Raw genomic sequence first — 15,505 nt, 5'->3', positions numbered from 1 at the left:
GCTGCGCCGGCCTGCGTCAGGTGATGTGCAGCGGCGAGGCGCTGCCGGGCAGCCTAGTGCGGCGCTTCAAGCAGCAGTTGCCGGGCATCGGCCTGCACAACCTGTACGGCCCGACCGAAGCGGCGGTGGACGTCACCGCGTGGGATTGCGCGGGCCCCCTCGAGACCACGCCGGACAACACTCCCATCGGTAAACCCATCGCCAACACCCGGATGTACATCCTCGACGGGCAACGGCAACCGGTGCCGCTGGGCGTGGTCGGCGAGCTGTACATCGGCGGCGTGCAGGTGGCGCGGGGTTACCTCAACCGTGCGCAGCTCAGCGCCGAAAGGTTCCTGGAGGATCCGTTCCGGCCGCAGGGGCGGATGTACCGCACCGGCGACGTCGCCCGCTGGCTGGCCGACGGCAACATCGAATACTTGGGCCGCAACGACGACCAGGTGAAGATCCGCGGCCTGCGCATCGAGCTGGGCGAGATCCAGTCGCGCCTGACCGCCCTGGACGGCGTGCAGGAAGCGGCGGTGCTGGCCCGGGAGGACGTGCCGGGGGACAAGCGGCTGGTGGCGTACTACACCGGCGCGCAACACTCCGTGGAAGACCTGCGGACACGGCTGCTCGAACACCTGCCGGACTACATGGTGCCGGCGCTGTTCGTGCACCTGGATGCCTGGCCGCTGAGCCCCAACGGCAAGCTCGACCGCAAGGCGTTGCCGGCGCCGGATCAAGCGTCGGTCATCACCCGTGAATATGAAGCCCCGCTCGGTGAAACGGAAATCACCCTCGCGCGGTTGTGGTCCGAGCTGCTCAACGTCGAGCGGGTCGGGCGTCATGACCATTTCTTTGAACTGGGCGGGCACTCGCTGCTGGCGGTCAACCTGGTCGCCCGCATGCGTCGCGCCGGCCTGACGGCGGACGTGCGCGTGCTGTTCAACCAGCCGACCCTCGCCGCACTGGCGGCCGCCGTCGGCGGGGCGTCGGAAACCGAAGTGCCGGCCAACCGCATCGCGCCGGACTGCCGGCGGATCACCCCCGAGCTGCTGCCGCTGGTTGCGCTCGATCAGGCCGCCATCGACCGCATCGTCGCCGGCATCCCTGGCGGCGCGGCCAACGTGCAGGACATTTACCCGCTGGCGCCGTTGCAGACCGGGATCCTGTTCCATCACCTGTCGGCGACCGAGGGCGATCCGTACGTATTGCAGGCGCAGTTCGCGTTTGCCGACGAGCAGCGCCTGATTACGTTCGTCGAAGCCTTGCAGCATGTGATCGAGCGTCACGACATCCTGCGCACCTCGTTCTTCCACGAAGGGCTGGACGAGCCGGTGCAGGTGGTCTGGCGCCGGGCGCCGCTGGTGAGCGAGGCGCTGGCGCTGGACATCGGCGGCGGTGACGCGCTGGAGCAACTGCGGGCCCGCTTCGATGTCGGGCACTACCGCATGGCCGTCGATCAGGCGCCGCTGATGCGGGTGGTGCATGCCTGGGACGCGGACAACCGGCGTGTGGTGGCGTTGCTGCTGTTCCATCACCTGGTGATGGACCACGTGGCGCTGGAGGTGCTGCAACACGAAATGCGTGCCGTGCTGCTCGACCAGGTGGAGCAACTGCCGGAGCCCGTGCCGTACCGCAACCATGTGGCCCAGACCCGTCTGGGGCTGGGCGAGCAGGCACACACCGCGTTCTTCAGCGAAATGCTCGGCGATGTCGACGAGCCGACCGTGCCGTTCGGCCAGGGTACGGCGGACGACCTGTGCACCGGCCATTCGCAGCGGCTGCTGGACACCGGCCTCAGCCGCCGGGTCCGGACTCAGGCCAGGCAACTGGGTGTCAGCGCAGCCAGCCTGATGCACCTGGCCTGGGCCCAGGTGCTGGGGCAACTGGCGGGTCGCGACGACGTGGTGTTCGGCACCGTCCTGCTCGGCCGCCTGCACGGCGGCGAGGGCGTCGAGCGCTCGCCGGGGGTGTTCATCAATACTTTGCCGCTGCGCATCGGCTTGACCGGGCAAACCGTGAAGGCCGCCGCGCTGGCGATCCAGCAACGCTTGAACCAGTTGCTGGAGCATGAACATGTGCAACTGGCCCTGGTGCAGCATTGCAGCGCCATGGCGCCGGGCACGCCGCTGTTCGGCACGCTGCTCAACTATCGTCACAGCGCACCGCAAGGTTCTGCCTCTGCCGAGGCGGAGCGCGCCTGGCAGGGCATGCAATTGCTGGAGGCCGAGGAGCACACCAACTATCCCGTGACCCTCAGCGTCGATGACCTGGGCGAGGACTTCAGCCTGACGGCGTTGACCGGGGCGGGGATCGAGGCCCGGCGGATCTGCGGATACATGCACGGCGCGCTGGAGCGCCTGGCGCTTTCGTTGGAGCAGTCTCCGAACCTGCCGATCGATCAACTGACGATCCTGACGGCGGCGGAACGCGAGCAGGTGCTGCACGGCTTCAACGCCACCGCCGCCGACTACCCGCAAGGCCTCACCACCCAGCAACGCTTCGAGGCCCAGGCCGAACAGCGGCCCGACGCCGTGGCCGCCGCGTTCCTCGGCGAGCAGCTGACCTACGCCGACCTCAACCGCCGGGCCAACGCCCTGGCCCGGCACCTGACCGGGCTGGGCGTGCGCCCTGACGACCGCGTGGCCATCGTCGCCCGTCGCGGGCTGGACACCCTGGTCGGCCTGGTGGCGATCCTCAAGGCCGGCGCCGGCTATGTGCCGGTGGATCCGGCGCACCCGGCCGAGCGCCTGGAGTACCTGCTCAGCGACAGCGCCCCGGTCGCGGTGCTGACCCAAAGCGGCCTGCGCGCACGCCTGCCGGCGCTGGCGGTGCCGGTGCTCGACCTCGACCTGGCGCAATGGCCAAGCCATGACGCCGGCAACCCGCAGGTGCCGGGCCTCACCCCGGAACACCTGGCTTACGTGATCTACACCTCCGGCTCCACCGGCCTGCCCAAGGGCGTGATGGTCGAGCACAAGACGTTGGGCAACCTGATCGACTGGCACTGCGCGGCGTTCGACCTGTGCGCCGGGCGCCACACCTCGAGCCTCGCCGGGTTCGGCTTCGACGCCATGGCCTGGGAGGTCTGGCCGGCGCTGTGCGCCGGGGCGACCCTGCACCTGGCGCCGGTCCACGACGGCACCGAAGACATCGACGCGCTGCTCGGCTGGTGGCGCGAGCAGCCGCTGGACGTCAGCTTCCTGCCGACGCCGGTGGCCGAGTACGCCTTCGGCCAGAACATCGGGCATCCGACCCTGCGCACGCTGCTGATCGGCGGCGACCGCCTGCGCCAGTTCGGCCGCAGCCAGACCTTCGACGTGATCAACAACTACGGCCCGACCGAGGCCACGGTGGTCGCCACTTCGGGCCTGATCGAGGCGGGGCAGACCCTGCACATCGGCCGCCCGGTGGCCAACGCCACGGTGTACCTGCTCGACGAACAGCAGCGCCCGGTGCCGATCGGCGTGGCCGGCGAGCTGTACGTCGGCGGCGCCGGGGTCGCCCGGGGCTACCTGAACCGTCCGGAGCTGACCGAAGAACGCTTCCTGCAAGACCCGTTCAACCCCGGCCGCATGTACCGCACCGGCGACCTGGCGCGCTGGCGCGAGGACGGCTCCATCGAGTACCTGGGGCGCAACGACGACCAGGTGAAGATCCGCGGCGTGCGCATCGAGCTGGGCGAGATCGAGAACCGCCTCAACCACTTGCCGGGCATCCAGGAGGCGGTGCTGCTGGCCCGCGAGGACGAGCCCGGTCAGGTGCGCCTGGTGGCGTACTTCACTGCCCAGGTCGGGGTCGAGCCGCTGGAGGTGGGCGAGTTGCGTGCGCACCTGCTGACCCAGTTGCCGGAATACATGGTGCCGACGGCGTTCGTCCGGCTCGACGCGTTGCCGCTGACCGCCAACGGCAAGCTCGACCGCAAGGCCTTGCCCAAACCTGAGCGCAGCGCGCTGTTCACCCGCGAGTACGAGGCGCCGCAGGGCGAGCTGGAAAACGCATTGGCGCAAGTCTGGGCCGAGGTGCTTCAGGTCGAACGGGTGGGGCGCCACGACCACTTCTTCGAACTGGGCGGGCATTCGCTGCTGGCGATGCGCATGGTGTCCCAGGTGCGTCAGCGCCTGGGCGTTGAGCTGGCGTTGGGCGACCTGTTCGCCAACGCCGAACTGGCCGCCGTGGCCGAGGTGCTGTCCCGTTCGGGCCGCAGCACATTGCCGGACATCGTCCCGGCACCGCGTGACCAGGCGCTGCCGCTGTCGTTCGCCCAGCAGCGGCTGTGGTTCCTGTCGCAGATGGAGGGGGCCAACACCGCCTACAACATCCCGATTGCCCTGCGCCTGCGCGGAGCCCTCGACGGAGACGCGCTGCAACGCTCGCTGGCGCGGATCGTGGCCCGTCACGAAACCCTGCGCAGCCGCTTCACCGCGGTGAACGACGAAGCGCAGGTGCTGATCGCACCGGACAGCGAAGGTCTCACGCTGCCGACCGTGGACTTGCGCAACGCACCGGCAGAGGCCTTGCAAGCGCTGATCGGCCGGGAAGCCTCGGCACCGTTCGATCTGCAGACCGGCCCGTTGATTCGCGGGCAGTTTGTGCAGTTGGCGGATGACCATCATGTGCTGCTGGTGACCGTGCACCACATCGTCGCCGACGGCTGGTCCATGGGCGTGCTGACCCGCGAGCTGACGGCGCTGTACCAGGCCTTCAGCCACGGCGAGCCCGACCCGTTGCCGCCGCTGGCCTTGCAGTACGGCGACTACGCCGTGTGGCAGCGCCGCTGGCTCAGCGGCGAAGTGCTGCAACGCCAGAGCGACTACTGGCAGCAGACGTTGGCCGGTGCGCCGACACTGCTTTCGCTGCCCACCGACCGTCCGCGTCCGCCCCGTCAGGACTTTGCCGGCGGCAGCGTCGAGGTGATCCTCGACGAGCCCCTGAGCGCCGGGCTCAAGGCGCTGAGCCAACGCCACGGCGTGACCCTGTACATGGTGATGATGAGCGCCTGGGCGATGCTGCTCGGTCGGCTGTCCGGCCAAACGGACGTGGTGATCGGCTCGCCGGTGGCCAACCGCAGCCGGGCCGAGATCGAAGGCCTGATCGGCATGTTCGTCAACACCCTGGCCCTGCGCATCGACACCTCGGGCGAGCTGAATACTGAGGCGCTGCTGGCCCAGGTCAAGGCCCGCACGCTGGAGGCCCAGGCCCATCAGGACCTGCCGTTCGAGCAGGTGGTGGACATCGTCAAGCCGGAGCGCAGCCTGGCCCACAGCCCGTTGTTCCAGACCCTGCTTGGCTGGGACAGCAGCGTGGCGCCGGATCTGGCGTTGGGTGACCTGACGCTGGAAGGCCTGGCCGGCCAGAACCCGGTCGCCAAGTTTGACCTGTCGCTGACCTTGGGCGAGGCCCGGGGCGCGATCTGCGGTTCGCTCGAATACGCCACGGCGCTGTTCGACGAGGCGACCGTGCAGCGATTTGTCGGTTACTTCCGGCAACTGCTGCGGGCCATGGCCGGCAACGATCAGGCGGTTCTTGAGCGAGTGGAGATCCTGTCTGACGACGAGCGACGGACACTGCTGGCCGACTTCAACGCCACCGATGTAGCCGTCGCGGCGGATGAGACCGTTCACGGCCTGTTCGAGGCCCAGGCATCGCGCACACCGCATGCGGTGGCCGTGCAGAGTGGTGATCTGGCGCTGAGCTACGCCGAGCTGAACCGCGAGGCCAACCGGCTGGCCCGTCACCTGCGTGGCTTGGGCGTGGGCCCGGATGCGCGGGTGGGGATCTGCGTCGAGCGTAGCCCCGAGCTGCTGGTCGGCCTGCTGGCCATCCTCAAGGCCGGCGGCGCCTATGTGCCGCTGGATCCGGCGTACCCGGCGGAACGCCTGGCCTACATGCTGGCGGACAGCGCGCCGGTGGCGGTGCTGGTGCACGGTGCGACCTGCAAGCTGCTCGGGGACGTCGCCGCGCCGGTGGTCGATCTGGATCGAGCGGTGTGGCAATCGCAGCCGGCGGACAACCTGCCGGCCGAAGGCCTGACTCCGCAACACCTGGCCTACGTGATCTACACCTCCGGCACCACCGGCACGCCGAAGGGCGTGATGGTCGAGCACTGCAGCCTGAGCAACCTGCTGCACTGGAGCGCGCAGTTGTGTCCGCAGGGCGAAGGCCATGCGCTGTTGCAGAAGACCCCGTTCAGTTTCGACGCCTCGGTCTGGGAACTGTTCTGGCCGCTGACCGCCGGGATGCGCCTGGTGCTGGCCAGCCCCGAAGGGCACCGCGATCCGGCGTACCTGGTGCAGGTGATCCGCGAGCAACAGGTCGGCGTGATCCAGTTCGTGCCGGCACTGCTGCAGCAGTTCCTCGACGTGGAGGAGGTTGGCCAGTGCGCCAGCCTCACCGACATTGTCTGCGGGGGCGGCGAGCTGACCGAAGCGCTGGTGCGCAGCGTGCGCGAGCGCTTGCCGCAGGTGCGGCTGCACAACGTCTACGGCCCGACCGAGGCCACGGTGGACAGCACGGTGTGGACGCTGGAGCCCGGCACCGCGCTGCCGGAAGGCGCGCCGCCGATCGGCAAGCCGGTCAGCAACACCCGGGTCTACCTGCTCGATGCCCACGGCCAACCGGTGCCGCGCGGTGCGGTCGGCGAGCTGTGCATCGGCGGCGTGCAAGTCGCCCGGGGCTACTTCAACCGTGCGGACCTGACGGCGGAACGTTTCCTCAAGGATCCGTTCAGCGAGCGGGACGACGCACGGATCTACCGCTCCGGCGACCTGGCCCGTCATCGGGCCGACGGCAACATCGAATACCTGGGCCGCAACGACGACCAAGTGAAGATCCGCGGCCTGCGCATCGAGCTCGGCGAAATCCAGGCCTGCCTGCTGCAAGCCGAAGGCGTGCGCGAGGCGGTGGTGCTGGCCCGCGAAGACGCGCCGGGCGATGTGCGGCTGGTCGCGTACTACACCGTCCGCGAGCACGTTCCGTCCATCGAGGCGCTGCATGCGCATCTGCACGCCAAGCTGCCGGCCTACATGGTGCCGTCGGCGTGGGTGCGGCTCGATGCCTTGCCGTTGAGCCCCAACGGCAAGGTCGACCGCAGCGCGCTGCCGGCGCCGGATCAGGCTTCGGTGATCGTGCGCGAGTACGAGGCACCGGTCGGCGAGACGGAAATCACCCTCGCGCAACTCTGGTCCGAGTTGCTCAACGTCGAACGGGTAGGGCGACACGACCACTTCTTCGAACTGGGCGGCCATTCGCTGTTGGCGGTCACCCTCGCGGCGCGCATGCGCCGTGCCGGGCTGGCGGTGGATGTGCATGCGCTGTTCAGCCAGCCGACCCTTGCCGCCCTGGCCGCCGCCGTGGGCAGCGAGCCGGAGGTCGAGGTGCCGGCCAACCGCATCGCCCCGGACTGCCGGCGGATCACCCCTGAACTGCTGCCGCTGGTCGCGCTCGATCAGGCCGCCATCGACCGCATCGTCGCCAGCATTCCGGGCGGTGCGGCCAACGTGCAGGACATCTACCCGCTGGCGCCGTTGCAGTCCGGGATCCTGTTCCATCACCTGTCGGCGACCCAGGGCGATCCGTACGTATTGCAGGCGCAGTTCGCGTTTGCCGACGAGCAGCGCCTGAATACGTTCGTCGAGACCTTGCAACGGGTGATCGAGCGTCACGACATCCTGCGCACCTCGTTCTTCCACGAAGGGCTGGACGAGCCGGTGCAGGTGGTCTGGCGCCGGGCGCCGCTGGTGAGCGAGGCGCTGGCGCTGGACATCGGAGGCGGTGACGCGCTGGAGCAACTGCGCGCCCGCTTCGATGTCGGGCACTACCGCATGGCCGTCGATCAGGCGCCGCTGATGCGGGTGGTGCATGCCTGGGACGCGGACAACCGGCGTGTGGTGGCGTTGCTGCTGTTCCATCACCTGGTGATGGACCACGTGGCGCTGGAGGTGCTGCAGCACGAAATGCGTGCCGTGCTGCTCGACCAGGTGGAGCAACTGCCGGAGCCCGTGCCGTACCGCAACCATGTGGCCCAGACCCGTCTGGGGCTGGGCGAGCAGGCACACACCGCGTTCTTCAGCGAAATGCTCGGCGATGTCGACGAGCCGACCGTGCCGTTCGGCCAGGGTACGGCGGACGACCTGTGCACCGGCCATTCGCAGCGGCTGCTGGACAGCGGCCTCAGCCGCCGGGTCCGGACTCAGGCCAGGCAACTGGGTGTCAGCGCAGCCAGCCTGATGCACCTGGCCTGGGCCCAGGTGCTGGGGCAACTGTCGGGCCGCGACGACGTGGTGTTCGGCACCGTCCTGCTGGGGCGGCTGCACGGCGGCGAAGGGGTCGAGCGGGCGCTGGGGGTGTTCATCAACACCTTGCCGCTGCGGGTCGACATGACCGGGCAGACGGTGAAGGACGGGGTATTGGCCGTCCATGAGCGGCTGAACCGCCTGTTGCGCCACGAGCATGCGTCATTGGCGCTGGTGCAGCGCTGCAGCGGCATCGCCTCGGGCTCGCCGCTGTTCAATGCCTTGCTCAACTACCGCCACAGCGGCGCAGCGGCCACGCCGTCCGCCGAGGCCGGGGCCGCGTGGGAGGGCATGCAACTGCTCAAGGCCGAGGAGCACAGCAGCTACCGCCTGAGCCTGAGCGTCGACGACCTGGGCGAGGACTTCAGCCTCACGGCCCTGACGGCTGCCGGCATCGAAGCCGAGCGGATCTGCCGGTACATGCACCAGGCGGTGAGCAACTTGGTGCAGGCGCTGGAGCAGACGCCGCAGTTGGGCCTCGACCGACTCTCGATCCTGCCGGACGCCGAGCGCCGGCGCTTGCTGGTGGGGTTCAACGCCACGTTCCGCAAATACCCGGCGGCCCTGACCGTGCACCGCTTGTTCGAGTGGCAGGTCGAGGAACACCCGCACGCCGTGGCGGCGGTGCATGGCGCCACTTCGGTGACCTACGCCGAGCTGAACCGGCGGGCCAACCGCCTGGCCCATCACCTGATCGAGCACGGCGTGGAACCGGGCGACAACGTGGCGATCCTGCTGCCGCGTTCGCTCGACCTGCTGGCGGCGCAACTGGCGATCAGCAAATGCGCGGCGGCCTACGTGCCGCTGGACATCAACGCCCCGGCCGAGCGCCAGGCGTTCATGGTGCAGGACTGCGAAGCGATGCTGCTGTTGACCTTCAGCGGCGAGGAGGCCGACCACCCGGTGCACCGCATCGACCTGGACACCCTGGCGCTGGACGGGCAACCGTCGCACGACCCGAACCTGCCGCAGTCATCCGAGTCGCTGGCGTACATCATGTACACCTCCGGCTCCACCGGCGCACCGAAAGGCGTGATGGTGCCGCACCGGGCCATCGGCCGGCTGGCGATCAACAACGGCTACGCCGACTTCAACCCGCAGGATCGGGTGGCGTTCGCCTCCAACCCGGCGTTCGACGCCAGCACCATGGACGTCTGGGGCCCGCTGCTCAACGGCGGCCGGGTGGTGGTGATCGACCACCGCACGCTGCTCGATCCGGCGCTGTTCGGCCGTGAGCTGGCAGAAAGCGGGGTGACGGTGCTGTTCGTCACCACCGCGCTGTTCAACCAGTACGTGCAGCTGATCCCGCAGGCGCTCAAGGGCTTGCGCATCCTGCTGTGCGGCGGCGAGCGCGGCGACCCGGCGGCGTTCCGCCGTCTGCGGGCCGAGGCGCCGGACCTGCGCATCGTGCATTGCTACGGCCCGACCGAAACCACCACCTACGCGACCACCTTCGAGGTGCAGGAGGTGGCGACCGACGCCGAGAGCGTGTCCATCGGCGGCCCGATCTCCAACACCCAGGTGTACGTGCTCGACGCGCGGCAGCAGCCGGTGGCATTCGGCGTGACCGGCGAGCTGTACATCGGCGGGCAGGGGGTGGCGATGGGTTACCTGAACCGGCCCGACCTGACCGCCGAGAAATTCCTCAAGGATCCGTTCTGCGACCACCCGGGCGCGTTGCTCTACCGCACCGGCGACCTCGCGCGCTGGATCGCGCCGGGTCAACTGGAGTGCCTGGGGCGCAACGACGATCAGGTGAAGGTGCGCGGCTTCCGCATCGAACTGGGGGAAATCGAAAACCGCCTGCTCGGCTGCGCCGGGGTCAAGGAAGCGGTGGTGCTGGCCCGGCGCGAGGGCCAGGAGCCGCTGCGCCTGGTGGCGTACTACACGGCGGACGATGATCGCGTCGACAGCGCCGGCCTGCATGCGCAGTTGCAGGCGCGGCTGCCGGACTACATGGTGCCTTCGGCCTGGGTGCGGCTCGACGCCTTGCCGCTGAACAACAACGGCAAGGTCGACCGCAAGGCCTTGCCGGCCCCCGAACAGGACGCGCTGCTGACCCGCGCCTACGAGGCGCCGGCCACGGCGCTGGAGCAGACCCTGGCGCAGGTGTGGGCCGAGGTGCTGCAGGTGGAGCGGGTGGGGCGCCGCGACCACTTCTTCGAACTGGGCGGGCACTCGCTGCTGGCGATGCGCATGGTGTCCCAGGTGCGTCAGCGCCTGGGCGTGGAACTGGCGTTGGGCGATCTGTTCGCCAACGCCGAACTGGCGGCGGTGGCCGAGGTGCTGTCCCGTTCGGGCCGCAGCACGCTGCCGGACATCGTGCCGGCGCCGCGTGACCAGGCGCTGCCGCTGTCGTTCGCCCAGCAGCGGCTGTGGTTCCTGGCGCAGATGGAAGGCGGCAACACGGCCTACAACGTCCCGGTTGCCTTGCGCCTGCGCGGACGTCTCGACGAAGACGCGCTGCAACGCTCGCTGGCGCGGATCGTGGCCCGCCACGAGACGCTGCGCAGCCGTTTCGCCGCCGTCAACGACGGGCCTCAGGTGCTGATCATGCCGGACGACAGCGGCCTGGTGCTGCAAGTCGAGGATCTGCGTCACGTCGAGCGGCCTGAACACGCTTTGCGGGCCCTGATCGAGAGAGAGGCGCGCGAGCCGTTCAACCTGCAGGACGATCCGTTGATTCGCGGGCGGCTGGTGCGCATGGCGGACGATCACCATGTGCTGCTGTTGACGATGCACCACATCATCTCCGACGGCTGGTCCATGGGGGTGCTGACCCGCGAACTGACGGCGCTGTACCAGGCCTTCAGCCGGGGGCAGGCCGATCCGCTGCCGCCGCTGGCGCTGCAATACAGCGATTACGCGGTGTGGCAACGGCGCTGGCTCAGCGGCGAAGTGCTGCAGCGCCAGAGCGACTACTGGCAGCAAGCCCTGGCCGGTGCGCCGACCCTGCTGACCCTGCCCACCGACCGGCCGCGCCCGGCCCGTCAGGACCATGCCGGCGGCAGTGTGGAGGTCTGGCTCGACGCCGGGCTGAGCGCCGGGTTCAAGGCGCTGTGCCAGCGCCACGGCGTGACGCCGTACATGGCGATGATGGGCACCTGGGCGGTGCTGATGACCCGGCTCTCGGGCCAGTCCGAGGTGGTGGTGGGGTCGCCGGTGGCGAACCGCATCCGGGCCGAGATCGAAGGCCTGATCGGCATGTTCGTCAACACCCTGGCGCTGCGCATCGACACCTCGGGCGGCCTGAACGGCGCTGCGCTGCTGGCGCGGGTCAAGGCGTGCACGCTGGAGGCCCAGGCCCACCAGGACCTGCCGTTCGAGCAGGTGGTGGAGATCAGCCGGCCGGTGCGCAGCCTGTCGCACAGCCCGCTGTTCCAGACCCTGCTGGGCTGGGACAGCAGCGTGGCGCCGGCCTTGGCGCTGGGCGAGCTGACCCTCGAAGGCATTGCCGAGCCGAGCCGCTTCGTGAAGTTTGACCTGTCGATGCGGCTGGGCGAGACGCCGGACGGCATACGCGGTTCGTTGACCTACGCCACGGCGCTGTTCGACGAAGCGACGGTGCAACGCTTTGTCGGCTACTTCAAGTGCCTGTTGCAGGCCATGGTCGAGGATGACCAGACCGTGCTGGACCGGGTGGACCTTTTGGCGCCGCAGGAACGCCAGCGCGTGCTGGGCGAGTTCAACGCCACCGAAACCGCGTACGACCTGGAGCAAACCGTCCATGAGCTGTTCCAGGCGCAAGTGTCGCGCACGCCGGATGCGGTGGCGGTCGCGGCGGGGCCGCAGCGCCTGACCTACCGCGAGCTCAATGCGCAGGCCAACCGCCTCGCCCATCACCTGCGCAGCCAAGGCGTGCAGCCGGATGCGCGGGTGGCGATCTGCGTCGAGCGCGGGTTGGAGCTGGTGGTGGGCCTGCTGGCCATCCTCAAGGCCGGCGGCGCCTATGTGCCGCTGGATCCGGCGTACCCGGCGGACCGTCTGGCCTACATGCTCAAGGACAGCGCGCCGGTGGCGGTGCTGGTGCACCAGGCCACCCGGCCGCTGTTCGACGGGGCCGACAGCCTGCTGATCGACTTCGACCGGAGCACCTGGCAGGACGCCCCGGCCCATGACGTTCCGGTGCCGGGCCTGGGTGCCGCGCACCTGGCCTACATGATCTACACCTCAGGTTCCACCGGTACGCCGAAGGGGGTCATGCTGCAACACCGGGGCCTGTGCAACCTGGTGCACTGGGGGTCGCAGATCTGCCCGCCGACGGCGTCCGGCGCCTTGCTGCAAAAGGCACCGTTCAGTTTCGACGGCTCGGTGTGGGAGTTCTTCTGGCCCCTCACCAGCGGTGTGCGGCTGGAGCTCGCGCGGCCCGACGGCCACCGGGATCCGGCCTATCTGGCGCAGGTGATCCGTGAGCGGCAGATCACCGTGGTCAAGTTCGTGCCGGCGTTGCTGGAGCAGTTCCTCGAATTGGAGGAGGCCGGCCAATGCGTCAGCCTCACCGACGTGTTCTGCGGCGGCGGGGAACTGACCGCCGCGCTGGCCCGTGCGGTGCGTCGGCGCCTGCCGTGGGTGCGCTTGCACAACGTCTACGGACCGACCGAGGCGACGGTCGACAGCACGGCCTGGACACTGGAACCGGACCGGCCGGTGCCGGATTCCGAGCTGCCGATCGGCAAGGCCATCTGCAACACCCGCCTGTATGTCCTCGATGGCAACGACCTGCCGGTGCCGATGGGCGTCAGCGGTCAACTGCACATCGGCGGGGTGGGGGTCGCGCGGGGCTACATGAACCTGCCGCAGCAGCAGGCCGAGCGGTTCATCGACAGCCCGTTCGTGGCCGGCGACCGCCTCTACCGCACGGGGGACCTGGTGCGCTACCGCACCGACGGCAACCTGGAGTTCCTGGGGCGCAACGACTTCCAGGTCAAGCTGCACGGCCTGCGCCTTGAGCTGGGCGAAATCGAAGCGCGGCTGATCGAACACCCGGCGCTGCGAACGGCGGTGGTGCTGATGCGCGACGAGCGCCTGGTGGCCTATTTCACCCTGCGCACCGGCAGCGAAACGCCGACCGCGGAATCGCTGCGGGCGCACATCACGCAGCGGCTGCCGGAGTACATGGTGCCGGGGGCCTTTGTGCCGCTGGACGCCTTGCCGCTGTCGCCCAATGGCAAGGTCGACCGCCAGGCCCTGCCGGCGCCGGATGCCGAAGGGCTGCGCGACCGTCCTTACGTGGCGCCGGAAGGCGAGACCGAACAGGCGGTGGCGCAGATCTGGGCCGAGCTGCTCGACATCGGCCGGGTCGGCCGCCACGACAACTTCTTTGAACTGGGCGGGCATTCGCTGTTGGCGATCCGTCTGATCAATCAGATGAAGCGGGCCGGCCATGAGGTGACGTTGGCCGAGCTGTTCCAGTCCCCGACCGTCGAAGGGGTGTGCACGCGGCTGGCAGGGCGGGAAGCGGGCGAGCAACAGCCCGACGGCCTGATCGTGGTGCGTCCCGGCGATCAGGGCACGCCGTTGTTCCTGGTGCACGAGTTCAGCGGCCGGGAGATGTACTTCCCGGCGCTGGCCCTGCACATCGGCGGCGACTTCCCGGTCTACGGTCTGCCCGGCGTCACGCTTGGCCAACCGCAGCTGCGCACGGTGGAGTGCATGGCGGCGAGGATGATCGGCATCATGCGCTCGGTTCAGCCCCATGGGCCGTACCGCCTGGCCGGCTGGTCGTTCGGCGGATTGCTGTCGTACGAAATCGCCCAGCAACTGATCGGCATGGACGAGCCGGTGGCCTTCGTCGGCCTGATCGACACCTACGCGCCGCACCCCGCCCACCAGGACAAGTCGCGCTGGACCGGCGAACACCTGGACAGGCACCAATTGCTGCAGCACTGCCGGGCCTTCTCTCTGGATCGTGGCGAGGAGGGCGAAGCGGCGCTCGCGCAAGTGGCGTTGCTGGAGGCCGAGATCGAACGGCTCGACTTCAACGAGCTGTTTGCGCGCTGCCGCGACCAGCAGTTGCCGGACCCTGAACTCTCGGAGGCCGGGGCGACCGCCGCCTGGCACTACTTCGACCGTGAGGCGGCCCATGGGCAGGCGCTGGCGCATTACCGGGTCAGCCCGGCCAGCCAGGTCGTCCACCTGTTCCGGGCGCAGGACCTGATGCCCGGGCAGGAACAGCCCGATCCGCTGCGCGGTTGGGGCGGGCATGTGCCGCAAGACCTGTTGCGCTGCATCGACGTGCCCGGCGATCACCGCACCCTGATGAAACCGCCCCTTGTCCAGGCGATGGGGCAAGCCCTCAGCCAGGCATTGGACGCGGCGACCGCGCCGGAACCGGCCAGCTACCAGCCGTTGCTCACCATCCAGAGCGGCCATCCCGGCCACGCGCCGATCTTCTGCGTGCCGGGAGCGGGGGACAACGTCATCGGCTTTGTGCACCTCACCGAGGCGCTGGGGCCGGAGTGGCCGATCTTCGGCTTGCAGCCCCGTGGCCTCGACGGGGTCACGGTGCCGCACAGCCAGGTCGAGGCGGCCGCCGCGTTCTATGTGCGGGCCCTCGGGCAGCTGTACCCGCAAGGGCCGGTGCACCTGATCGGGCACTCGTTCGGCGGCTGGGTGGCGTATGCCATGGCGGCGCTGTTGCAGGCCCAGGGACGCGAGGTGGCGTCCCTGTGCCTGATCGACAGCGAATCCCCCGGCGGCAACGGCGTGGCGGGCAAACCGTACACCGCCACGGCGGTGCTGCAGCGGCTGATCGAGTCGCTGCAACTGGCCGGCGGCAAGTCGCTGGGCATCGAACCGACGGCCTTCGCCGAGGCCGACGGGGACGCCCAGATGCGCCTGCTGCATGCGGGCATGGTGCGCGCGGGAATCCTCTCCGAGCGTTCCTCGCCCCAGGCCATGGACGGGCCGGTGCGCACCTTCGCCACGGCGCTGCGCACGGTCTACCGGCCGGCGCTGGCCTACACCGGGCCGGTGCGGCTGGCGCTGGTGGACGACCCTACGCTGGACGCGGCGGGCAACCAGCGCGAGCAGGCGGCGATGGTCGAAGGCTGGCGGCGGCAGGCCACGGACCTGGCGGTGTGGTACGGGCCGGGCAACCACTTCACGATCCTCAAGGCGCCCAACGTCTTCAGTCTCGCGGCGTGGTGGCACGACGGGCTGACCGTGCCGGCGGGGCAGGTGCTGTCCTGAGCTGTGTTTCTCCAACCGGGCCCGGTCGCCGACCG

General features: G+C 69.4%; 1 protein-coding gene. It reads left to right on the top strand.

Annotated elements, in window-relative coordinates; all coding sequences use genetic code 11:
- The coding region (locus tag ACIP0B_RS04875; RefSeq protein ID WP_400830203.1) for an amino acid adenylation domain-containing protein at positions 1-15,470 on the top strand (15,470 nt) is incomplete at its 5' end.
- Between the last annotated feature and the right edge of the window lie 35 nt (positions 15,471-15,505).

This window comes from Pseudomonas sp. NPDC089534, from assembly GCF_044749305.1.
Classification (GTDB): Bacteria; Pseudomonadota; Gammaproteobacteria; order Pseudomonadales; family Pseudomonadaceae; genus Aquipseudomonas; species Aquipseudomonas ekonensis.
Note: the sequence above shows the minus strand (reverse complement) of the source record. Positions and strands in the feature narration are given on the sequence as shown.